We start from the raw sequence: 20,906 nt of genomic DNA on the forward strand, positions 1-20,906 counted from the left end.
CCGGTCAGAAGCCCGGCATCGCGGCCTTCCCCGCGACGACCGTGCTGGTGAGCGTGCCCACCTCGCCGATCGAGATGGCGATCTCGTCGCCCGCCCTCAGGGTGAAGGGCAGCTCCGGCACCAGGCAGGTCCCGGTCGCCAGGACCACGCCGTCGGGGAAGACGTCCTCGCGGAAGAGGTAACCGACCAGGTCGTCGAGCCTGCGGTGCAGCTGGCCGGTGTTCGCCTGCCCGTTCCAGACCCGCCCGCCGTCGCGGGTGATCGTCAGTTCGATCCCCAGCGTGTACGGGTCGAGCACCTCCCACACCGGCCGGATCGCCGGCCCGGTGGCGCAGCCGCCCAGGTAGATCTTGGCCTGGGGGAGGTAGAGCGGGTTCTCGCCCTCGATCGTCCGCGAGCTCATGTCGTTGACCACGGTGTATCCGGCGATCTCGCCGTGCCGGTTGACCACGAGGCCCAGCTCCGGTTCCGGCACGTCGATCTCCGAGTCGCCCCGCACCGACACGTGCTGGCCGTGGCCGGTCACCCGCCAGGCCGCCGACTTGAAGAACAGTTCGGGCCGGTCGGCGTCGTAGACCAGGTCGTAGACGTCGGCCGCCTTCTCGCTCTCCACCATGCGGGCCGTCTTCGACCGCTCGTAGGTCACCCCGGCCGCCCACACCTCCATGCGGTCGTCGACCGGCGGGAGCAGGCGTGCCGAGGACCGGTCGTGGCGCGGGCCGTCGGCGGCGGCGCACCGGTCGCGCAGCTCCGCCACCGTCAGCCGGAGCAGTTCGCCGATCGAGCCGCCGATCTCCGTGATGTGGACGCCGTCGTCGAGCCCGATCGTGGCCTCGCCGGTGACCGGACCGATAAACCGCACGATGTGCACTAAATGCTCCTTTGGGTGGTTCCTCCGGGCCATCCTCCCAAAGCCCCTCAGGCGGGAGCCACGCTGCTCGCGTCGGCGACGTGGAGAAGGGCGTCGGCGCCGGTCAGGGTCGCGGAGGTGAGCGGGAAGTAGCCCTGCGGCGGGGTGGTGTCGGTCCGGGTCACGCCCTCGGGCATCTCGGTGGTGAGGCCCCACGTGGAGAACCCGGCCCGGGCCTCGTAGGTGCCCGGCGCGGGGTCCGCCAGGCCGACGGCCCGGCTGCGGCCGAGGCCGCCGGCGATGAAGGCGTAGCGGTCGCCCCACAGCGCGGCGACGATGGAACCCGCGCCGTGCCAGGTCACCGCCTTGTCGCCCATCCGCCAGGTGCTCGGGTTCTTCTGCAGGTGGGCGTTGTGGGCGAACACGAGGGTGCGGCCCCTGCGGGCCTCGGCGTCCCGGATGTCGAAGAGGTTCTCGGCCATCAGGGCGTCCCGGACGCCGAGCAGCCGGACCATCCGCTCGCGGGGATCGGCGCGGGGGACCGCGGCCTCGGCGTGGTAGCGGAGCAGGCCGATGCCGGTGGTGAGGTGGGTCCTGGCCCGGATCCAGTCGGCCCGGGGGCTGTCGGGGGCCTGGGCGTAGAGGCGCACGAGCATGTCGTCGGCGACGACCCGCGCCTGCCGGGCGCCGGGGGAGTCGCCGGGCGACTCGGCGGGGTCCATGACCGCCTCGGTGCGGTGCCAGCGCTCGTCGTCGCCGAGCAGGGCCGCGAGGTCGACGTCGAGGCCCAGGTGGTCGCGGGCGTGTTCGAGGTGGCGGCGCGGGCTGGGCGCGCTGTAGTTCTCGGTGGCGGCGTCGAAGCCGTGGAAGGTGAGGCGCTCGGCCTCCGGCCGCTTCTCGTTGTGCTCGCGCATCCAGGTGACGAGCGCGCGGAAGTGGTCCTTCTCGCCCCAGCCGTGGGTGAAACCGTCGCGCATGACCGTGTCCAGGTCTTGGCCGCCGCCCTGGACGTGATCGTTCACGAGGAGGGCGGCGGTGCGGCCTGTCTCCAGCGCGATCGAGCGGAAGCCCTCGCCCGCCAGCCGGGCGAGGAAGTCGTTGCGGAGCCACCCGAAGGCGGGCTCGGTGTGGGCCGGCTCGCCGAGGCCCAGCAGTTCACATGACGGAGGGACGACGTCGCGGATGTCCTGACTCATGTCCCGCAATCGTATCGTTGAACGTCCGGTTGAGACTTTTCCGCACCTTCTGCCTGGTCGGTGCCGCTAGAGTCTCCAACCATGCGACCGGCCGACCTCGCCCGCGAACACGGCCTCTCGACCCAGGCGGTGCGCAACTACGAGCAGGCCGGGTGCCTGCCGCCCGCGCGGCGGACCCCCAGCGGCTACCGGATCTACACCGAGGCCCACGCGGCGGCGCTGCGCGCCTTCCTGGCGCTCGTCCCCGCCTACGGGCACGCGACCGCCGCCGACATCATGAACGCCGTGCATGGCGACCGGCTCGACGACGCCCTGGCCATCGTCGATCGCGGGCACGCCCAGCTCCTGCGCGACCGGGAGACGCTCGACGTCGTCCGCGGGGCCGTTCACCACCTGACCGAGGGCCGGGCCGACCCGGCGGTGCGGACCATCGGCGCGCTCGCCCGCAGGCTCGGGCTGACCCCCGCGACGCTGCGGAAATGGGAGCAGGCCGGGATCCTCGACCCGGCCCGCGACCCGGCGACGGGCTACCGCGTCTTCCGCGCCGACGACGTCCGCGACGCCGAGCTCGCCCACCTGCTCCGGCGCGGCGGCTACCCGCTCGCGCACATCGCGACGGTGACGCGGCAGATCCGCACGGCGGGCGGCACCGCCTCACTCGTCCACGCCCTGGACGACTGGCGCCGCCGCCTCACCCGCCAGGGGCTGGCCACGCTGCGCGCGGCGGCGCGGCTCGGCGACTACCTGTCACTTGTGGAAGCGCAGAACCCGCTTCTCGACCAGTCCCAGCACCACGTCGCAGAGCTTGCCCAGGGCCGCGAGCAGCAGGATCGCCATGAGCAGGATGTCGGTCCTGCCGGTGTTCTGGCTGTCGGTGAGCAGGAAGCCCAGGCCCATCGACGAGGCGATCAGCTCGGCCGCGACCAGGAACAGCCAGCCCTGGGCGAGCCCGAGCCGCAGACCTGAGAAGATCGCCGGGGCGACGCTGGGCAGCATGATGCGGCCCAGCAGCTCGCCGCCCCGCAGGCCGTAGGCGCGGCCGACCTCCACGAGATGGGCGTCGGCGTGCGCGAGGGCGGCCGAGATCGTGGTGTAGACGGGGAAGAAGCTCCCGATCGCCACCAGCGTGATCTTCGGCCCTTCGCCGATGCCGAGCCACAGCACCAGCAGCGGCACCCAGGCCAGCGACGGCACCGCCCGCAGCGCCGCGACGCTCGGCGCGACGAACGCCCGGACGCGGGCCGAGAGCCCGACGACCGCGCCCAGCAGGAACCCGAGCCCGGCCCCGGCCGCGAAGCCGATGATCACCCGTTGCACGCTGATGCCGATGTGCGTCCACAGCGACCCGTCGCCCGCGAGTTCGCCCAGCGCCGAAAGGACGGAGAGCGGCGGCGGGAGCTGCGCGGTCGAGTAGGCCCCCGACGAGGCCGCGGCCTGCCAGACGGCCAGCAGCACGACGGGCAGCGCCAGCGCGGCGGCCACCGACGACCACCGCCACCGCGGCCGTGGGGCGCGCGCCCTCCTCGCCCCGCCCGCCGCGGGCCCCGGCTCGTCCGTGTGCTCGGACGAGCCGGTCGTGCCGGTCGTGCCGGGTGAGGTCACGGCTTGGCCGCCGCTTCGGCGAACTTCGGCTCCAGCAGGGTGTCGAGCGCGGTCCTGGCGTCCTGCTCGGTCTTGACCTGCTTCTCCTCGACGAGCGTCGGGAGGATGCGCTCCAGCACCGCGCGCTGGTCGGCGCCGGGAACCGGGCTGACGGTCAGGTTGGTGCGCTCGGTCAGCACCAGCTTGGCGACGTCGGGGGAGACCTTCGACTCCTTCGACAGCAGCTCGACGGCGGCGTCGGGGTTCTTCTGGATCCAGTCACGGGCCTTCTCGTAGGCGTTCACCGTCGCCTGGACGAGATCGGGGTGCTCGGTGATGAACGCCTCCCTGGCGTTGAGGAAGCCGTAGGAGTTGAAGCCCGGGTTGCGGTAGATGAGCTTGGAGCCCGCGTCGATCTGGCTCTGCGCCATCAGCGGGTCGAGCCCGGCCCACGCGTCGACGTCGCCGCGCTCCAGGGCGGTCTTGCCGTCGGCGTGCTGGAGGTTGACCACCTCGACGTCGGTGGCGGCGAGGCCGGCCTCGTGCAGCGACTGGAGGAGGAAGAAGTAGGGGTCGGTGCCCTTGGTGGCCGCGACCTTCTTGCCCTTGAGCCCCGCGACGTCGGTGATCCCCGAGTCCTTCGCCACCACGACGGCGGCCCACTCGGGCTGGCTGAAGATGCCGACGGCCTTGATGGGCGTGCCGTTCGACCGGGCCTGGAACGCGGCGGCGCCGGCCGTGGAGCCCAGGTCGATGACGTTGCCGCGCAGGTTCTCGTTGGCCTTGTTGCTGCCGGCCGACAGCGTCCAGGTGACCTTGACGTTCTTGGCGGCCAGCTCGGTCTCCAGCCACTTCTGGTCCCTGATGACCAGGCTGGAGGGGTTGTAGTAGGCGTAGTCGAGCCGCAGTTCGGTCTGCGCCCCGCCGCCTTCGGCCGCGGGCTGCCCGGTCGCGTCCTCGCCGCTGACGCAGGCGGTCGCCAGGGTGGCCGCCAGGGCGAGGGTCAGGGTGATCCGGAGTCTGCTCATCGTGCGTGGGTCTCTCTTTCCAGGGGGGTACGTCGCGGCACGCCGAGGCCTGCCAGCAGTTCGGACCTCAGCGCGGCCAGTTCCGGCTGATGATGGTCGCGGGGCCGGTCTCCCGGCACGTCCAGGACGACGCTCACTCCGGTGGGAGCGCCGCCCAGCAGCACGACCCGGTCGGCCAGCTTCAACGCCTCGTCGACGTCGTGGGTGACGAGGATGACGGTGGTGCCCGACCGCCGCTGGACGTCCTCGACGAGGTCCTGCATGCGCAGCCGCGTCAGGGCGTCGAGCGCGGCGAAGGGTTCGTCCAGCAGCAGGACGCCGGGCTTGCGGGCCAGCGCGCGGGCCAGCGCGGTCCGCTGCGCCATGCCGCCCGACACCTGCCGGGGGCGGTGGTCGGCGAAGCCCTGGAGCTCGACCTCGCCGAGCCACTGGCGGCTCTCGCTGTCGCGCTGGTTCCTGGGCAGGTCACGGGGGAGCCCGAGGGCGACGTTGCCCGCGAGGGTCCGCCAGGGGAGCAGGCGGGGCTCCTGGAAGACGACCGCGCAGCGGGGGTCGATCCCGGTGACGTCGTGGCCGTCGACGCGGACCGTTCCCGACGTGGCCGTGTCGAGCCCGCCGACCATCCTCAGCAGCGTGGACTTACCACAGCCGGACGCGCCGAGCAGCGCGACCACCTCGCCGGGAGCGATGTCCAGATCGATGTCGCGCAGCACGACATGGTCGCCGAAGGCCCGGCCGACGCCGCGCAGCGAGACACCTGCGGGTGCGGTAGTGATCGTCACGAAGCGGACTATATCCTACCAAACCGATAGACATAACGGGGTAACCGAATGGTGGAACACGACCTGACCGCGCCAGATCCCGCCCGCCGAGCTCAGGCCCTGCGCCGCCTGGCCCGGCACGGCGACGCGACCGACGCCGAGGCCGTCGCGGCGCTGATTGCGGACCCCGGCGAGTTCGACGATCGGGACGACCTTAACGACCCCGACGAGTCGGCCCGGACACCGGTCCGGATGGTGGCCCTCGAAGCCCTCGCCTCCCTCGCCGCTCCCGGGACCCATGCCGGGGAGTTCGACCGCGCCCTCCACGACGCGGATCTCCGCGTCCGCGCCGCCGCCACTCTGGGCGCGTCCGCCGGGGCGCTGCGGGCGCGCCTGCCGATGGAGGCGGACCGGGGCGTCCGCTACCGGATCGCGCTTGCCCTGCTCCCCGGCGACGAGAGCGCCTACGCGATCCTGCGCGACCTGAGCACCGGCGAGGACCTCCCCGCCCAGGCCGCCGCCGTCATCCTCGGCGCCGTCCCGGAGGCCTGACCCGGCCGAATCCAAGCGGGGTGCAAGTCGGGCCTGGCAGGCTGATCCCGAATTTTTCGGGAAGGATCATCGTGTTCGGGATTGTTCGCCCCTGCCGCCACAACCTGTGCGGAGGGTTGTTCGCGGAGTGGATGGCCCACCTGTGCGGCCTCTGCGTGGCCCTTCGTGACGAGCACGGGCACGCCGCCCGCCTCGTCACCAACTACGACGGCCTGCTGGTCTCGGTGCTCACCGAGGCGCAGACGCCGGTGACCAGGCGCAGGCGGGCGAAGGCCTGCGCGCTGCGCGGTTTCAAGGGGGCCGACATCAGCGAGGCCGAAGGCGTGCGGCTGGCCGCCTCGGTGTCGCTGATCCTCGCCGCCGGGAAGCTCAGGGACCACGTCGAGGACGGCGACGGGCCCTTCCGGCGCAGGCTGGTCGCGGCGGGCGCGGGGCGGCTGGCCGACCGGTGGTCGGCGGCGGGGACGGGCACCGCCTCGGCGCTCGCCTTCGATCCGGGGCCGCTGCTGGCCGCCGTACGGGAACAGGCCCTTCTGGAGCGGCGGCCGGGCACCGCGCTGCTGCGGCTGACCGCGCCGACCGAGGACGCCGTCGCGGCGGCCTTCGGGCACACGGCGGTGCTGGCCGGGAAGCCGGGCAACCGGGCGGCGCTGGAGGAGGCCGGGCGGTACTTCGGGCGGCTGGCGCATCTGCTCGACGCCGTCGAGGACCTCGACGACGACCGCGCGCAGGGCGCCTACAACCCGCTCGTCGCCTCGGGCACCGACCTGGCCACCGCGCGCGGGCACTGCGACGACGCCGTCGAGGGGCTGCGGCTGGCGGTCGCCGACCTCGACCTGGAGCGGCGCGGGCTGGTGAGGGCGCTGCTGGTCAGGGAGACGGGACGGTCGGTCGAGCGGACCTTCCACGAGGCCTCGAACAAGGATCCCCGGGTGAAGCCCGACCCCGGCGGGCTCGTCTCGCTGCTGTGCACGACCGCCGTCTGCTGCACCTGCGGGCTGTACCGCCCCCCGTGGGACGAGGAGCGGTACAAGTCCTGCTGGGACCGCTTCGTCTGCAACTGCGACTGCAGCGGGTGCGACGGGTGCTGTGACTGCTGCGACTGCTGTAAGTGCGACTGCTAGCAGGTGGGCGCGACGGCGTCGATCTTGCGGCCGAAGTCGTCGTCGTAGACATGGCGGAAGTCGCCGTCACGCACCGCGCGGGTCTCCTTGCGGTCGGGCACGTGGATCCAGTTGATGAAGCACCCGTCGGAGCCCGCCCGGAAGGAGCCCACGTTGTCGTGCAGCGCCGGGGGCACGTCGACGTAGCCGTTGCCCGGGTTCCAGCACCACGACGCGCCCTTGAAGTCGCGCCCGCTCCACATGCAGATGTCGCCGTCCTTCGCCTGCGCGGCGGGGGCCGCGACGGTGAGCGTGGCCAGGGTGATCCCACCGGCGATCACACCGGCGAGCGTGGCGATACGAATCATTGCCGTCCTCCCAAAACGGATGTCACGAATGGCGTCCATGAGAACCCGGTGTTCCGGCCGGAGGCGTGCGGCGCGACGTGCAATGGACAATCATGGCTCCTCGTGCAATGAGCCCAGACAGGAGTCGAGCGCCGATGCCCGGAGGCAGACTGACCGGCCAGGAACGGCAGACCATCGCCGAGGGCCTGGCCGCGGGGCTCGGCTACACCGAGATCGGCAAGCGGCTCGGCCGGCCCGCCTCGACGGTCATGCGTGAGGTGACGCGCAACGGCGGGCCCGAGGGCTACCGGGCCGACCGGGCGGCCGAGGCGACCCGGGAGCGGGCGCGACGGCGGAAGGCCGAGCGGCCCGCCGCGCCGCCGGCCTCCGAGGACCGCTACGGGCGTGATCCGCAGGCGGTCGAGGAGTTCACCGGCTTCTTCAACGATCTGCTGACCCGGCAGGGGCTGCCCCGGATGATGGCCCGGGTGCTGACCTGCCTGCACATGACCGACTCCGGCGCCCTCACCGCCGCCGAGCTGGTGCGGCGGCTGCGGATCAGCCCCGCGTCGGTCTCCCACGCCGTCACCTTCCTCGAACAGCAGGGGATGCTGACGCGGGAACGCCCGCCGGGCGAGCGCCGCGAGCGCTACGTCATCGACGACGAGTTCTGGCTCCGCTCCCTCCTCGCGGCGCTGGAGATGAACGACACCATCACGGCCGCCTCGCGGCGCGGCGCGGCGATCCTCGGCCCCGGGACCCCGGCCGGGGCCCGCTTCGAGTCCTCCGCCGAACTGCTCGTCCTGGTGGGCGAGTCCCACCGGCGGGCGATCGAGGAGTGGAAGCGCGGCCAGGCCGCCCGGGACGCCCGCCGGCCGGATGACGTTCACCAGTAGCTCATTGCAATGAAGCTATTGCGTTCACCTTCGTAGTTGTTGCAAAAGTCCGCTCTTGCAGCACTTTTGGCGTTGACGGATTCGTGAACGCAATGTAGCTTTGCGACCGTTCGCAGATTCGTGAACGATAAGACGCAAAGGGGCTCACGATGAGCAGAGGCTTCTCCGGCCAGGGTCTGCGCCGGATGCGCGACGTGCTGGCGCGCCATGTCGACTCCGGGCGCATCCCCGGCGTGGTGGCCCTGGTCGGCCGGGACGGTGAGACCCACGTCGAGGCGCTCGGCACGATGAACCACGGCGGCGGCGCGCCGATGCGCCGGGACACGATCTTCCGCATGGCGTCCACCTCCAAGCCCGTGACGATGGCGGCGGCGATGGTGCTGCTCGACGAGTGCCGGCTGCGGCTCGACGACGTGGTGCTGCCGTGGCTGCCCGAGCTGGCCGACCGGCGGGTGCTGACGCGGCTCGACGCGCCGCTCGACGACACCGTGCCGGCCCGGCGGCCGATCACCGTGCGCGACGTGCTGACCTGCACGTTCGGGCTCGGCATGGACATGACCGCGCTGGGCGCGCCGATCATGGACGCGGTCTTCGGGCAGGGGCTCACGCCCGACGGGCCGACGCCGATGCCCGGCCCCGACGAGTGGATGCGCCGCCTGGGCGAGCTGCCGCTGATGCACCAGCCCGGCGAGCGCTGGCAGTACCACATCGGCAGCGACCTGCTCGGCGTGCTGGTCTCCCGGGTCACCGGCCGGTCGTTCGGCGACTTCCTCCGGGAGCGCGTCTTCGGGCCGCTCGGGATGGAGGACACCGGCTTCCACGTGCCGGCCGAGAAGGCCGGCCGGCTGCCGGACCTCTACGCGCCCGACCCGGCGAGCGGCGAGTTCCACGTGTGGGACGCCGCCGACGGCGGCCGGTGGAGCAGCCCTCCGGCGTTCGAGGGCGGTGGCGGCGGGCTGGTCTCCACCGCCGGCGACTACCACGCCTACTTCCGGATGCTGCTGAACGGCGGCGTCCACGAGGGTGAGCGGATCCTGTCCCGGCCCGCCGTCGAGCTGATGACCACCGACCGGCTCACGCCCGCGCAGAGCGCCGCCCGCAACGCGATGGCGACCGAGAACGTCCACCTGTCCTTCGGCCAGGGGCAGCACGGCGGCTGGGGCCTGGGCATGGCGGTGCGGACCTACCGGGGCGACTACGCGCCCGTCGGCCAGTTCGGCTGGGACGGCGGCAGCGGAGCCTCCGCCTACGCCGACCCGGTCAACGGGCTCACCGGCGTCCTGCTCACCCAGGTCGGGATGTCGGTGCCCGACCCGGCGCGGCTCATCCACGACTTCTGGACGACCGTCTACCAGGCGATCGACTGACAGGCGTGAAACCAGAAAGCCCGGCCGGGTGGCACCGGCCGGGCTTTCCGTACTGCTGGTGAGGCTTAACCGACGACCGAGCGGAGCGGGATGCCCGCCACGTTCAGGTCGTTGATCAGGTCACGCAGGTAGGGGTGCTCGTGGATGTCGAGCCCCTCCGGGTTCGGGATCGTCAGGTACGACGAGCCGTCCGCCTTCGCGACCGTGGCGGTGCCGGTGTACTTCGCGACGACGCCCTGGGTGCGGGCGAGGTCGGCGTCGGCCACCTGGATCTGGATCGGACGCCACTCGCCACCGAGGTTGGCCGCCTCCGGCTGCGCCTCGGCCGCGGCCTCGGCCGGGGCGAGCGAACGCGCCGCCGCACGCTTCTGCGTGGCGGTGGCGGTGCCCTTCGGCTGGAGGATGGCGTTGGCGAGCAGGTGGATGCCGTTCTCGTTGTACGCGCGGAACAGCGGGTTGTAGGCGAACAGCACCGCGTGCCCGGCGCCGGTCGGCTCGTTGGTCAGCGACACGCTGCCCTTGAGGGCGTCCGCGCCCACCGTGTACCCGTTCGACCAGAAGGTGCCGTCGGCCGGGTAGGTCAGGACGTTGGTCCCGGTGGTGCTCGGGGTGAGGATCAGGTCGCCGTTGTTGAACTGGAAGTCCTCGGCCGGGCGGGCCAGGCCCACCGGGTCGGAGGTCGCCGTGTCGACGCGGAAGTGCGAGCCGACGACGGTGTAACCGGCGGGCTTGGTCTTCTCGGTGGTGCTGGTCAGACCGGCCGCGCGGGCCACGCGGGTGCCCTCGTTGCGCAGGCCGATGTAGGTGCCGCCGCCTGCGACCCACGCCTTGAGGTTGGCCTGGCCCTGGGCGGTCAGACCGCCCGTGGCGTTGCTGCCGTCCGGCACGAGCAGGACGGTGCGGCCGGTGAAGGCGGCGGTGTTGTTGTTGATGTCCGCGGTGCCGACCGGCTTGAGGTCGATGCCCCAGCGGGCGCCGAGCACGTAGCGCGCCTCGCCGTAGGAGCCCGACGTGGTGCTGATGCCGGTGCCGTTGAACAGGCCCAGGTCCGGGCTGACGAGCGCCGTGCCGGTGGGGGCGGAGCTCCCGGCCGAGACGGTGACGCCGAGCGAGGTGGCGAGCTCGTCGAGCTCGGCGCGGCCGACCTCGGCGGGCGAGAAGCTGACGACGCCGGTGGTGAGGTCGCGCTTCAGCGCGACGCCCTGCTTCAGCAGCTTGAAGGTCAGCTCGGACGCGGAGGAGGAGTCGAGCGGGTAGGAGTAGGACCCCTTCTTGGACGCGCCCTGCGCGACGCCGCCCTCCATCTTCCGGACCAGGTCGGCCTTGGGCGCGACGACGTCACCGGAGTAGACGGTGTCGACACCGGCCAGGAGCGGGTTGCTCCAGGAGGAGACGTCGTAGAAGTACGGGAACGGGGTGTACGGGTCCTCGCCGAGCGTCGCCTGGATCCAGTGCTTCTGCGGCTGCTCCATCGGGATGTAGTAGGCGCCCTCGGGGATGACCTTGTTCGTCTCCGACCGGCCGCCGAAGATCTTGGCGTTCGGCACCGTGAGCGGCTTGGTCAGGCGGTAGACCTCGACGTCCATGTTCCGCAGGCGCTCGACCAGCTTGCGCACGTCGCCGATCTGCCGGTCCGGCAGCAGGAAGTAGGAGCGGACCGTCTGCTCGGGCACCGGGAACTGCACGGTGTTGGTGGGCTGCACGACCTCGTTGGGCTCGAGCTTGCCCTGCGCGCCCTCGGCGAGCGCGGTCTTCCAGATCTGGAAGTAGCTGCTCAGGATCTCGTGCTTGTTGGCCGCGGCCCAGCCCGTGGTCGCCCACTGGGTGTTGAACTGCTGCTGCACGCGGTCCGGGACGGCCGAGGTGGAGCCCTTCTCGAACGTCATGCCCGCCGCGCCGAAGCCGGCCGCCGGGACGGTGTCGCCGTAGCCCATGTAGAACAGGTCGTACGTCGCGTAGTTGAAGTAGCACTCGACCGTCACCGCGCCGCCGCAGGCGCCGTTGAAGCCGAAGCCGGCCTTGTTGGCCTCGCCGATGCGGTTGATCCAGTCGACCGGCTGGTCGGCGATCTCGTGGTGGATCGGGTCGGCGTTCGGCGGGAAGAAGTACTGCCGGCCGCCCATCTCGTGCGCGTCGATGAAGACCTGCGGCGGGTACTCCCGCAGCATCGCGACCTTGGCGTCGGTCTCCGGCTGGCTGCGCGCGAACCAGTCGCGGTTGAGGTCGAAGCCGTACTCGTTCTGCCGGCGGCTGGCGTCGCGGCCGTCCGGGTTCTGGGTCGGCAGGATGACCGTGATCAGGTTGTCGTTGCGCTTCGCGACGTCGCAGGAGAGGCCGGAGGCCAGCTCGTACAGCGTCTTGAGCGAGGCGTCGGCGCCGCTCTTCTCGCCGCCGTGGACGTTGCCGGCCACCCAGACGATCGCGGGGTTCTCGGCGGCGATCTTCGCGGCCTTGGCGTCGCTCAGGGTGCGCGGGTCTCGCAGCGACACGATGTCGTCGACGAGCTTCTTCAGCCGCGCATCGGTGACGTTGGCCGAGTTGGACACGATGGCGTAGGGCAGGTCGGAGCCGAGGACGCTCTTGACCAGGGTGCCCGTGCGAACGCGGTCGGACGCGCCGGCGACGGCGGCGACGTAGTTCTGGATCTCAGCGGTGGTGAGGATCCGGGTCTGGCCCGTGCCGAGAGGGAACCCGAAGAACTGCTCGGGCGTCGGCACCGACGCGACGTGGGCGCTCGGGTCGGTGGAGCAGTCGGCCGCGGCCGACTGGGCCGAGGCCGTCGGCGTCAGGGTGAGGCCGGCCGCCACCAGGACCGCGGCACCCAACGCCGCGACATACGGGGATTTGCTGCGCATATTCGCGCGGAACCGCATCACGCCTCCAGGCGGAGGGGACGGGGGCGCTCGGGAGAGAGCCCGTCCGAGGGAGTACAAAAACCACTGCGGACGGTAATGGAACGCAATAAAACGGACAAGATAGTAGAAAGGTCGACTGACGCCTGTCAAGTCATGTGACATGCGACATATTACCTGGTCACAGACGTCCCAGGCGCCCCGGCGGCCCCTTTATAACGCCCGATAACGACTGGGCGTCTTCTTCGCAAACGCCGGAAGATTGAGCAGGTCGCCGGGCTGATCCTTCAGGTCTTCCCGGCAGAGGGGGCCGAGCCGGTACGAAGTTCACCGAGTGCCTTCTCCAACCGTGCGGCCCGTGATTTCGGGGTGCGCGCCTTGAGCAGCGGAAGGATCAGCAGGTATTGAGCCGTCCGGTCGAGCGCGTCGAAGACCGCCCGCAGGTCCGGGTCGAGCGCCGCCGCCAGGTCGTCGGGCACCGTGAACTCGCTCTGCTTCACGTAGGCGGCGTCCCAGCGTCCGTCGGCGCGGGCCATTTCGACCTCGGCCAGCCCCGCCGGACGCATCCGCCCCGCCTTGATGAGCGCCTCCACCTTGCGGACGTTCACCTGTGACCACGGGCTGCCCTTGCGCCGCCGGGAGAAGCGCTGCAGGTAGCTGTGCTCGTCGTGGCCCTTGCGCTGGCTGTCGATCCAGCCGTGGCAGAGGGCCACGTCGAGCGCCTCGCCGATGGTGACCGAAACCAGCGGCGACCCCTTCTTGGCGATCAGCAGCCAGACGCCCTCACCGGCGTGGTTGGCCGCCAGCCATTCCTCCCAGGCCGCCGCGTCGGGAAAGCGCATCATCGGCCGGACACCTCCAGACGGCGGGGCCGCCGGTCAGGTCAGGGCGCCGGGGAAGCGGTCCCAGACGCGGTGGCGGCCGAGCAGCTCGGTGACCCGGGCCAGCACGGTCGCCGGGTCGTCGTCGGACACTACACCGGGGGAGCCGGGCGCGACGCCCGCGGCGGCGAAGGCCTCCTCCGCGCCGCCCCAGCCGCCCAGTGGCTTGCCGTGCCGGTAGGCCTCGTTCAGCATCAGCGTGATCCGGGGGTCGACCGGGCCGCCCAGGCCCGCCTTGGCGTCGCGCGCGCCGACCGCGTCGGCCGCCGGCGCGGGCGACCCTGCCACCACGATGGCGTCGAACTCGACCGACCGGGCCGCCGCGAAGGTGCGCTGCACCGTCACCGGCTCACCGGGGCCGGGCAGGACGCCGCCCACCGGGGCGATCACCAGGGGCACCATGCCGCCGTCGAGGACCGCCTGGCGGACGGTCCGCACCGCGTCGAGATCCGGACCGGCCACGATGCCGACGATCCGGCCCTCGGCCGGCCACGCCCGCCCGACCTGCGACAGCGCGGGGCTCGGCTCGACGTGCGCCTCGGGCTTGCCCTCCGGGGCGGGCAGGCCGAGGCCGAGCGCGACCTGCTCGCACAGGTACGGGTCGATCCGGGCCAGGATCTGGAGCTGCCGCTCCTTGATCGCCTGCTCGAAGACCTTGCTCAGCTCGAAGGTGTAGGCGGCGATGATGTGCGCCTGCTCGACCGGCGACATGCTTAGCCAGAACAGCCGCGCCTGGCTGAAGTGGTCGTCGAAGGAGGCCGGCGCCACCCGCCCGCGCGCCCCCGCCTCGACCGGGAACGGGACCTCCACGTATCCGCCGGGGGCCTGGAACGGGCAGCCGCCGTCGAGCGAGTTGGGCCGGTAGGGCGCGGCCCCGGCGTGGACGGCCGTCTGGTGCATGCCGTCGCGCTGCATGTCGTTGACCGGGGCGTGGGTGCGGTTGATCGGGAGCTGGTCGAAGTTCGGGCCGCCCAGGCGGGTGATCTGGGTGTCGAGGTAGGAGAACAGGCGGCCCGCCATCAGCGGGTCGTCGGTCACGTCGATCCCCGGCACCAGATGGCCCACGTGGAAGGCCACCTGCTCGGTCTCGGCGAAGTAGTTGACCGGGTTGGCGTTGAGCGTCATCAGGCCGATGGGCTGGACCGGGGCGAGCTCCTCGGGCACGATCTTCGTCGGGTCGAGCAGGTCGATGCCCTCGAAGGTCTGGTCGCCCGTGTCGGGGAAGACCTGGATGCCGAACTCCCACTCCGGACAGGCGCCCGCCTCGATGGCGTCGGCCAGGTCGCGGCGGTGGAAGTCGGGGTCGACGCCGTTGACGATCTGCGCCTCCTCCCACACCAGGGAGTGGACGCCTGCCTTCGGCTTCCAGTGGAACTTCGCCAGCACCGTGCCGCCGTCGTCGGCGACCAGCCGGAACGTGTGGACCCCGAACCCCTCCATCATCCGGTACGACCTGGGGATGCCCCGGTCGGACATGTTCCAGATCGTGTGGTGGGTCGCCTCGGTGTGCAGCGAGACGAAGTCCCAGAACGTGTCGTGGGCGCTCTGCGCCTGCGGGATCTCCCGGTCGGGATGCGGCTTGCCGGCGTGGATGACGTCGGGGAACTTGATCGCGTCCTGGATGAAGAAGACCGGGATGTTGTTCCCGACCAGGTCGAAGATCCCCTCGGAGGTGTAGAACTTGGTCGCGAACCCCCGGGTGTCGCGGACGGCGTCGGCCGACCCGCGCGACCCGAGCACGGTGGAGAACCGCACGAAAACGGGCGTCTCGACGTCCTTGGCCAGGAACGCGGCCTTGGTGACCTGGGCGGCGGTGCCGTAGGCGCGGAAGACGCCGTGGGCGGCTGCGCCCCGGGCGTGCACGACCCGCTCGGGGATCCGCTCGTGGTCGAAGTGGGTGATCTTCTCGCGCAGGTGGTGGTCGCGCAGCAGCACGGGCCCGCGCGGGCCCGCCTTGAGCGAGTGGTCGGTGTCCGGCAGCCGGGTCCCGGTGGCGGTGGTCAGGAACGACCCGCCCTGGGCCCGCGACTCCGTGGTGTCCCCGGACGGCTGCCCGGTCGGCGTGAACGGGTCGGGCCCGCGCTGGTCGGGCTTGGGCGGCAGCGGGCCGCGCGGCTCGACCGGTTCGGCCAGGCTGGGCGGCTCGACGCCGGGACGACCGGGGATCTCCGCTACGTCGGTGTCCTCCGCCACCGCGTCGATGACCTTGTCGACGGCCTTAGCGACCGGGTTCTTCTTGTTCACTGAGTTCCCCCTAGGACCTGAGTGGACGGTCCCCCTGCCCCCCGGAGCATGCTCGAACCCGGCGCGCCATCAGCCGATCGGCTGGTCCGAGGTCCCGACCGTTGGGCGGTGCCGGAGAAGGGCCTGGTGAGAGCACTCTTGAGCCATGCCACCCGTGATCGAGGTAACCCACCTCCACAAGCGCTATGACGACAAGGTGGCCGTGGACGACGTGTCGTTCACGGTCGACAAGGGAGAGATCTTCGGCATCCTGGGCCGCAACGGTGCCGGGAAGACGACGACCGTGGAGTGCGTCGAAGGCCTCCGCGCACCCGACCGGGGCACGATCTCGGTCCTCGGGCTCGACCCGCTGGCCGACCGCGCCGAGCTGACCCGGCGGCTGGGCGTCCAGCTCCAGGCCGGGATGCTCCCGGGACGGCTGCGGGTCGGCGAGGCGCTGGAGCTCTACAGCTCCTTCTATCCCCGCCCGGCCGACTGGCGCGGCCTGCTCCACGACCTCGGGCTCTCCGAGAAGGCCCGGTACGCCGACCTGTCGGGCGGCCAGAAGCAGCGCCTGTCGATCGCGCTGGCCCTGGTCGGCAGCCCCGACGTCGCGATCCTCGACGAGCTCACCACCGGGCTCGACCCGCAGGCGCGCCGCGACACCTGGGAGCTGATCGAGGGGGTGCGGGCGCGTGGGGTGACGATCGTGCTGGTCACCCACTTCATGGAGGAGGCCGAACGGCTCTGCGACCGCATCGCCCTGATCGACCGGGGGCGGGTCGTCGTCGTGGACACCCCCGCCGGGCTGGCCGAGCGGGCCCAGGCGGAACAGCGCATCCGGTTCCGGCCCTCCCGGGAGTTCGACACCGGGCTCCTCGCCGACCTGCCCGAGGTGTCGGGCGTCGGCGGCCGGGGCGAGTTCGTCGTCGTGACCGGCGGCGACGGCGCGCTGAACGCGGTCATGGCCGTGCTGGCGCGCCACCAGATCGTGGCCGAACGGCTCCGGGTCGAGCAGGCCGGCCTTGAGGACGCATTCGTGGAACTGACCGGACGGAAGGACGCGGAATGAACAGCGCGACGTGGCGGCTCATCGCCGTCGAGGGGAAGCTCTGCGTCCGGGACCGGGCCGCGCTCGTCTGGGGGGTCGCCTGCCCGCTGGTCGTGCTGGTCATCCTGGGCGGCATCCCGTCGTTACGGGAACCGATCACCGCCGACCTTACGGTCTTCGACGTCTACGTGCCGGTGCTCATCCTGTTCAACGTCGCCATCCTGGCGATGACCGCGCTGCCCTCCACGCTCGCCGGATACCGGGAGAACGGCGTGCTGCGCCGGATGCGGACCACCCCCGTCGGGCCGGTCAGGGTGCTGGCCGCCCAGCTCGTCGCCAACTTCGTGATCGCGCTGGTCGCGATGGCGCTGTTCCTCCTGGTGGCCGGGCTCGGGTTCGGGGTCGAACCGCCGCGCCACCCGCTCGGGTTCGCGGTGGCCTGGCTGCTGGCCACCGCCGCGCTGCTGTCGATCGGGCTGCTGGTCACCGCGCTGGTGCCGTCGCGGGCGGCGGCCACCGCGATCGGCACGCTGCTGTTCTTCCCGATGATGTTCTTCGCCGGCCTGTGGGTGCCGATCGCGCAGATGCCGCCGATCTTGCAGAACGTCAGCGCCTACACCCCGCTCGGGGCCGGGATGGCCGCATTCCAGGACTCCTACCTGGGCGGCTTTCCCTCCTGGCAGCCGCTGGCCATCCTGGTGGCCTACGCGGCGATCTGCGCGGTCGTCGCCGTCCGCTGGTTCCGCTGGGAGTAGGACGTGCCGTTTCTGCTGATCGCCGTGGTGCCGTTCACGCTGATCGCGGCGCTCGCCGGGTTCGTGGCGGCCGCCGGATATCCGGCGGCCGACCTCGCCCTGTGCGGGGTGGCGGCGGCGTGGATGCTCCTGCTCTACCGCTGGCGTGAGAGGCCGTTCTTCTTCGCCGGGCTGCTGGTGATCGCCGCCGTCATGGTGGTGCGGAACCCGCTGTTCGGGCTGTTCACCCCGGTTCCCTACATCTACGCCTTCACCATGCTGCGCTGGCCGTGGCGCCTGGCCGGGGTCGGCCTGACGGCGGTGGTGTCGGGGCTGGCGCAGGCGTCGCCCGCGCCGGGCCTGCTGCTGCCGGTGGTCATCGTCGCGGTCAACGTCGTCATGATGGGCACGACCGCCTGGGTGCTGCACCTCGCCGACCTGGAGCGCGAGCAGCGGATCGAGGCCGTGGCCCGGCTGGAGGCCGCCCTGGAGGAGAACGCCGGGCTGCACGCCCAGCTCCTCGTCCAGGCCCGCGAGGCCGGCGCGCTCGACGAACGCCAGCGGATGGCCCGGGAGATCCACGACACCCTCGCCCAGGGGCTGACCGGGATCATCACCCAGCTCCAGGCCGCCGAGCAGCTCCACGAGGTGCCGGACCCCTGGCGGCGGCCGTTCGAGGCGGTCAAGGGCCTGGCCAGGGAGAGCCTCAACGAGGCCCGCCGCTCGGTCGACGCCCTGCGGCCGGCGGCCCTGGAGACCGCCCGGCTGAGCGAGGCCCTGGCGGACGTCTCCGCGCGCTGGTCGGCCCTGCAGGGCATCCCGGTCCGGGTGACCACCACCGGCACGGTCCTGCCGCTGGCCCCCGACACCGAGTTCGCGCTGCTGCGCACCGCCCAGGAGGCGCTGGCCAACGTGGCCAGACACGCCGGGGCGACGCGGGTGGGGGTCACGCTGTCGTACCTGGAGGGGGAGGTGGCTCTGGACGTACGGGATGATGGAAAGGGTTTCGATCTTTCCCGGCCGGGCGGCGGGTTCGGACTGGCCATCATGCGCCAGCGCGTGGAAGGGCTGGCGGGCAGCCTGCGCGTGGAGTCCGAGATCGGCGGTGGGACGGGGATCTCCGCCTGCGTCCCCTGGAGGCCCGAATGATCCGGCTGCTGATCGCCGACGACCACCCCGTCGTCCGCGACGGCCTGTCCGCCATGTTCGCCGCCGCGCCCGGCTTCGAAGTCGTGGGGGAGGCCTGCGACGGCGCGGAGGCGGTGCGGCTCGCCGCCGAGCTGCGGCCCGACGTGATCCTGCTCGACCTGCGCATGCCCGGCACCGACGGCCTGACCGCGATCACCGAGCTCGCCAAGGCGGGCGTGACCTCGAAGGTCCTGGTGCTGACCACCTACGACACCGACTCCCACGTGCTCCCGGCGATCGAGGCCGGCGCGACCGGCTACCTGCTCAAGGACTCCCCGCGCGAGGAACTGCTGCGCGGCGCGCGGGCCGCCGCCCGGGGCGAGAGCGTGCTGTCGCCGTCGGTCGCGGCGCGGCTGCTGACCCGGGTGCGCACCCCGCCGCCGCCGCTCAGCCCCCGCGAGATCGAGGTCCTCGAACTGATCGCCGCCGGGAACACCAACCGGGAGGCGGCGGCCCGGCTCTTCATCACCGAGGCCACCGTCAAGAGCCACCTGCTGAACGTCTACGCCAAACTCGGCGTCAACGACCGCGCCGCCGCCGTCGCCGAGGCCTTCAACCGGGGGCTCCTCGTCCCGCGCTGACGCCGGCGTCAGCCCCGGGTGAGCGGCAGCCGGACGGCCGGCGGCAGCGGCGCCGGGACGGGGTCGGCCATGAACGACTGGATCATCAGCGCCGCGAACCGCCGGGACGCGGCGGCCCGGATCTCGGGCGACTCGGCGCGGATGCCGTCATTGGCCATCAGCGCCAGGACGAGGTCCTCCAGCACGAAGTCGCGCCGCAGCGGGCCCGCCTCCTTGGCCCGCCGGACCAGGTCGAGCAGCATCCGCAGCGTGCGGTCGCGGTCGGCGGCGAAGACGCTCTGGGAGACCTGCGAGGTGAACACGCGGGCGAAGCCCCGGTCGAGGGCGTGCATCTCCATCAGCCGCTCGACCACCAGCCGGAACCCGAGCCACGGATCGGCCGCCGCCAGCCCCTCCTCCACCACCGCCGAGCACGCCGTCATCTGCTCGGCGAACGCCTCGGCCAGCAGCGCTTCCTTGGTCTCGAAGTGGCGGTAGACGGTCGCGGCCCCGACCCCGGACCGCCGCGCGATCTCCCGGATCGGCACGTCGAGCCCCTCGGTGGCGAAGGCGAGACGGGCGACCGCGAGGATGCGCTCCCGGTTGTCACGGGCGTCGGAGCGGAGCCTCGTTCCCACTTGTGCCGTCATCGCTCTCACTTTAGTCAAACGGACGGGGTGTTCCGTTACGTTCGCCGGCATGAGAGCAGTGCAGTTCACGGAGTACGGCCCCGCCGGTGTCGTCCACGTCGCCGAGGTCCCCGAACCCCACGCCGGACCGGGGGAGATCCGCGTCGCCGTGCGGGCCTCGGGGGTGTCGCCCGGGGAGATCGCGGTCCGCTCCGGCCGGATGCGCGACGTCCTGCCGGTCGCCTTCCCGTTCCGGACCGGGTTCGACGCGGCCGGGGTGGTCGACGAGATCGGCGCGGGCGTCACCGGGGTGGACGTCGGCGACGCGGTGTTCGGGGCGGTCCACCCGGCCCGGCGCGGCGCCAACGCCGACTTCGCGGTCCTGGTCGCGTGGGCGGCCAGACCGGCGGCCTGGAGCTGGGCCGAGGCGGGCGGCGCGGCGGGCGCGGCCGAGACGTCCGCCCGGGTCCTCGACCGGCTCGCCGTCCGCGCGGGGCAGACCGTGCTGATCCAGGGCGCGGCCGGCGGGACGGGGTCGGTCGCCGTCCAGTTCGCGGCGGCCCGGGGCGCGAGGGTCATCGGCACGGCCAGCGAGCACAACCACGACTTCCTGCGCTCCCTCGGAGCCGAGCCGACCACCTACGGCCCCGGACTGGTGGACCGGGTCCGCGCAATGGCCCCCGGCGGGGTGGACGCCGTGGTCGACTGCGCCGGAGGCGCGCTCCCCGACCTGGTCGCCGTCGCGGGCGACCCGGCGCGCGTGGTGACGATCGCCGACGTCACGGCGCGTGACCACGGGGTGCACCTGTCCCACGGCGCGCCCGAGTCGGAGACGGGCGCGGCCGACCCGCTGGCCTGGCACGGCCTGGCGGTCGCCGTCGAACTCGCCGGGGAGGGGCGGCTGCGGGTGCCCGTCGCTGCGGCGTTCCCGATCGGCGAGGCCGCCAGGGCGCACGAGCTCAGCGAGACCCGCCATGCCCGGGGGAAGATCGTGCTGCTGCACCGTGCCTGATCGCCATCCCGCTGCGATCCACCGAATGTCAAGCAGTGGACGAGAAAGTTTCGCGCCGGTCCAGACGGCTCCTACCTGGCTATCCACGCGGGATC

At 72.2% G+C, this 20,906-nt stretch carries 19 protein-coding genes and 1 pseudogene; 10 read left to right on the forward strand and 10 right to left on the reverse strand.

Annotated features, from left to right (window positions below; genetic code table 11):
* Nucleotides 1-4 precede the first annotated feature (4 nt).
* Complete coding sequence (locus AW270_RS09415; RefSeq protein WP_245674641.1) at nucleotides 5-862, reverse strand: fumarylacetoacetate hydrolase family protein; 858 nt, start codon at nucleotides 860-862, stop codon at nucleotides 5-7.
* 56 nt (nucleotides 863-918) lie between these two features.
* A complete protein-coding gene (locus AW270_RS09420; RefSeq protein WP_061292885.1) occupies nucleotides 919-2,046 on the reverse strand; it encodes an erythromycin esterase family protein in 1,128 nt (375 codons plus the stop codon).
* 81 nt (nucleotides 2,047-2,127) lie between these two features.
* On the opposite strand from AW270_RS09420, the pseudogene AW270_RS37585 reads away from it, so the two are divergent.
* Nucleotides 2,128-2,805: pseudogene (locus tag AW270_RS37585) on the forward strand (TioE family transcriptional regulator); the annotation flags it as partial.
* On the opposite strand, the gene AW270_RS41100 reads toward AW270_RS37585, so the two are convergent.
* From AW270_RS41100 to AW270_RS09435, 3 genes are read right to left on the reverse strand one after another with little or no spacing between them, the layout of a single operon-like run.
* Nucleotides 2,794-3,648 carry an ABC transporter permease gene (locus AW270_RS41100; RefSeq protein ID WP_245674642.1) on the reverse strand — a complete coding sequence of 285 codons (855 nt, stop codon included), beginning with the start codon at nucleotides 3,646-3,648 and terminating at the stop codon, nucleotides 2,794-2,796. The pseudogene AW270_RS37585 and the gene AW270_RS41100 overlap by 12 nt on opposite strands.
* Complete coding sequence (locus AW270_RS09430; RefSeq protein ID WP_061292887.1) at nucleotides 3,645-4,655, reverse strand: aliphatic sulfonate ABC transporter substrate-binding protein; 1,011 nt, start codon at nucleotides 4,653-4,655, stop codon at nucleotides 3,645-3,647. Before AW270_RS09430 ends, AW270_RS41100 begins: the two co-directional genes overlap by 4 nt.
* Nucleotides 4,652-5,437, reverse strand: a complete 786-nt coding sequence (locus AW270_RS09435; protein WP_061292889.1) for an ABC transporter ATP-binding protein — start codon at nucleotides 5,435-5,437, stop codon at nucleotides 4,652-4,654. Before AW270_RS09435 ends, AW270_RS09430 begins: the two co-directional genes overlap by 4 nt.
* 48 nt (nucleotides 5,438-5,485) lie before the next feature.
* On the opposite strand from AW270_RS09435, the gene AW270_RS09440 reads away from it, so the two are divergent.
* Together AW270_RS09440 and AW270_RS09445 are read left to right on the forward strand one after the other, a co-directional pair.
* A complete protein-coding gene (locus tag AW270_RS09440) occupies nucleotides 5,486-5,968 on the forward strand; it encodes a hypothetical protein (protein ID WP_061292891.1) in 483 nt (160 codons plus the stop codon).
* 71 nt (nucleotides 5,969-6,039) lie between these two features.
* The gene (locus AW270_RS09445; RefSeq protein WP_061292893.1) at nucleotides 6,040-7,092 is read left to right on the forward strand and encodes a DUF5685 family protein; all 1,053 of its coding nucleotides are present in this window, start codon (nucleotides 6,040-6,042) and stop codon (nucleotides 7,090-7,092) included.
* Here AW270_RS09445 and AW270_RS09450 read toward each other — a convergent pair.
* The gene (locus AW270_RS09450; protein WP_061292894.1) at nucleotides 7,089-7,439 is read right to left on the reverse strand and encodes a peptidase inhibitor family I36 protein; all 351 of its coding nucleotides are present in this window, start codon (nucleotides 7,437-7,439) and stop codon (nucleotides 7,089-7,091) included. The genes AW270_RS09445 and AW270_RS09450 overlap by 4 nt on opposite strands.
* Before the next feature lie 134 nt (nucleotides 7,440-7,573).
* On the opposite strand from AW270_RS09450, the gene AW270_RS09455 reads away from it, so the two are divergent.
* Both AW270_RS09455 and AW270_RS09460 read left to right on the forward strand, forming a co-directional pair.
* Entirely contained in the window at nucleotides 7,574-8,314 is a 741-nt protein-coding gene (locus AW270_RS09455; RefSeq protein WP_061292897.1) for a GbsR/MarR family transcriptional regulator, read from the forward strand.
* 149 nt (nucleotides 8,315-8,463) lie between these two features.
* The gene (locus AW270_RS09460) at nucleotides 8,464-9,681 is read left to right on the forward strand and encodes a serine hydrolase domain-containing protein (RefSeq protein WP_061292899.1); all 1,218 of its coding nucleotides are present in this window, start codon (nucleotides 8,464-8,466) and stop codon (nucleotides 9,679-9,681) included.
* 65 nt (nucleotides 9,682-9,746) lie between these two features.
* On the opposite strand, the gene AW270_RS09465 is transcribed toward AW270_RS09460, so the two are convergent.
* The 3 genes from AW270_RS09465 to AW270_RS09475 form a co-directional block, all read right to left on the reverse strand.
* Nucleotides 9,747-12,506, reverse strand: coding sequence for a M14 family zinc carboxypeptidase (locus AW270_RS09465; protein WP_218009139.1), 2,760 nt, complete (start codon nucleotides 12,504-12,506; stop codon nucleotides 9,747-9,749).
* Between the two features lie 314 nt (nucleotides 12,507-12,820).
* Nucleotides 12,821-13,378 carry a YdeI/OmpD-associated family protein gene (locus AW270_RS09470; protein ID WP_061292904.1) on the reverse strand — a complete coding sequence of 186 codons (558 nt, stop codon included), beginning with the start codon at nucleotides 13,376-13,378 and terminating at the stop codon, nucleotides 12,821-12,823.
* 33 nt (nucleotides 13,379-13,411) lie between these two features.
* Nucleotides 13,412-15,658, reverse strand: coding sequence for a catalase (locus tag AW270_RS09475; protein ID WP_061292906.1), 2,247 nt, complete (start codon nucleotides 15,656-15,658; stop codon nucleotides 13,412-13,414).
* 145 nt (nucleotides 15,659-15,803) lie between these two features.
* Between AW270_RS09475 and AW270_RS09480 the strand changes: the two genes are divergently transcribed.
* From AW270_RS09480 to AW270_RS09495, 4 genes are read left to right on the forward strand one after another with little or no spacing between them, the layout of a single operon-like run.
* Nucleotides 15,804-16,709, forward strand: a complete 906-nt coding sequence (locus AW270_RS09480; RefSeq protein WP_061292909.1) for an ABC transporter ATP-binding protein — start codon at nucleotides 15,804-15,806, stop codon at nucleotides 16,707-16,709.
* The gene (locus AW270_RS09485) at nucleotides 16,706-17,443 is read left to right on the forward strand and encodes an ABC transporter permease (RefSeq protein WP_061292911.1); all 738 of its coding nucleotides are present in this window, start codon (nucleotides 16,706-16,708) and stop codon (nucleotides 17,441-17,443) included. The genes AW270_RS09480 and AW270_RS09485 overlap by 4 nt, the downstream gene beginning before the upstream one ends.
* Before the next feature lie 3 nt (nucleotides 17,444-17,446).
* Nucleotides 17,447-18,571 carry a sensor histidine kinase gene (locus AW270_RS09490; RefSeq protein ID WP_061292913.1) on the forward strand — a complete coding sequence of 375 codons (1,125 nt, stop codon included), beginning with the start codon at nucleotides 17,447-17,449 and terminating at the stop codon, nucleotides 18,569-18,571.
* A complete protein-coding gene (locus AW270_RS09495) occupies nucleotides 18,568-19,191 on the forward strand; it encodes a response regulator (RefSeq protein WP_061292915.1) in 624 nt (207 codons plus the stop codon). Before AW270_RS09490 ends, AW270_RS09495 begins: the two co-directional genes overlap by 4 nt.
* Before the next feature lie 8 nt (nucleotides 19,192-19,199).
* Here the strand turns inward: AW270_RS09495 and AW270_RS09500 are convergent, their stop codons facing one another.
* Nucleotides 19,200-19,820 (reverse strand): TetR/AcrR family transcriptional regulator, encoded by a 621-nt coding sequence (locus AW270_RS09500; protein ID WP_061292917.1) that lies wholly within the window; start codon nucleotides 19,818-19,820, stop codon nucleotides 19,200-19,202.
* A gap of 49 nt (nucleotides 19,821-19,869) precedes the next feature.
* Between AW270_RS09500 and AW270_RS09505 the strand changes: the two genes are divergently transcribed.
* Complete coding sequence (locus tag AW270_RS09505) at nucleotides 19,870-20,811, forward strand: NADP-dependent oxidoreductase (RefSeq protein WP_061292919.1); 942 nt, start codon at nucleotides 19,870-19,872, stop codon at nucleotides 20,809-20,811.
* The last annotated feature ends 95 nt before the right edge of the window (nucleotides 20,812-20,906 follow it).

This window comes from Herbidospora cretacea (assembly GCF_001570605.1).
Taxonomy (GTDB): Bacteria; Actinomycetota; Actinomycetes; order Streptosporangiales; family Streptosporangiaceae; genus Herbidospora; species Herbidospora cretacea.

What these genes read in the sequence shown, in the direction of transcription:
- AW270_RS09420 (WP_061292885.1), bottom strand. Translation starts at nt 2,046, where the DNA reads ATGAGTCAGGACATCCGCGACGTCGTCCCTCCGTCATGTGAACTGCTG.
- AW270_RS09500 (WP_061292917.1), bottom strand. Translation starts at nt 19,820, where the DNA reads ATGACGGCACAAGTGGGAACGAGGCTCCGCTCCGACGCCCGTGACAAC.
- AW270_RS09450 (WP_061292894.1), bottom strand. Translation starts at nt 7,439, where the DNA reads ATGATTCGTATCGCCACGCTCGCCGGTGTGATCGCCGGTGGGATCACC.
- AW270_RS09470 (WP_061292904.1), bottom strand. Translation starts at nt 13,378, where the DNA reads ATGATGCGCTTTCCCGACGCGGCGGCCTGGGAGGAATGGCTGGCGGCC.
- AW270_RS09485 (WP_061292911.1), top strand. Translation starts at nt 16,706, where the DNA reads ATGAACAGCGCGACGTGGCGGCTCATCGCCGTCGAGGGGAAGCTCTGC.
- AW270_RS09460 (WP_061292899.1), top strand. Translation starts at nt 8,464, where the DNA reads ATGAGCAGAGGCTTCTCCGGCCAGGGTCTGCGCCGGATGCGCGACGTG.
- AW270_RS09480 (WP_061292909.1), top strand. Translation starts at nt 15,804, where the DNA reads ATGCCACCCGTGATCGAGGTAACCCACCTCCACAAGCGCTATGACGAC.
- AW270_RS09440 (WP_061292891.1), top strand. Translation starts at nt 5,486, where the DNA reads ATGGTGGAACACGACCTGACCGCGCCAGATCCCGCCCGCCGAGCTCAG.
- AW270_RS09430 (WP_061292887.1), bottom strand. Translation starts at nt 4,655, where the DNA reads ATGAGCAGACTCCGGATCACCCTGACCCTCGCCCTGGCGGCCACCCTG.
- AW270_RS09505 (WP_061292919.1), top strand. Translation starts at nt 19,870, where the DNA reads ATGAGAGCAGTGCAGTTCACGGAGTACGGCCCCGCCGGTGTCGTCCAC.
- AW270_RS09455 (WP_061292897.1), top strand. Translation starts at nt 7,574, where the DNA reads ATGCCCGGAGGCAGACTGACCGGCCAGGAACGGCAGACCATCGCCGAG.
- AW270_RS09495 (WP_061292915.1), top strand. Translation starts at nt 18,568, where the DNA reads ATGATCCGGCTGCTGATCGCCGACGACCACCCCGTCGTCCGCGACGGC.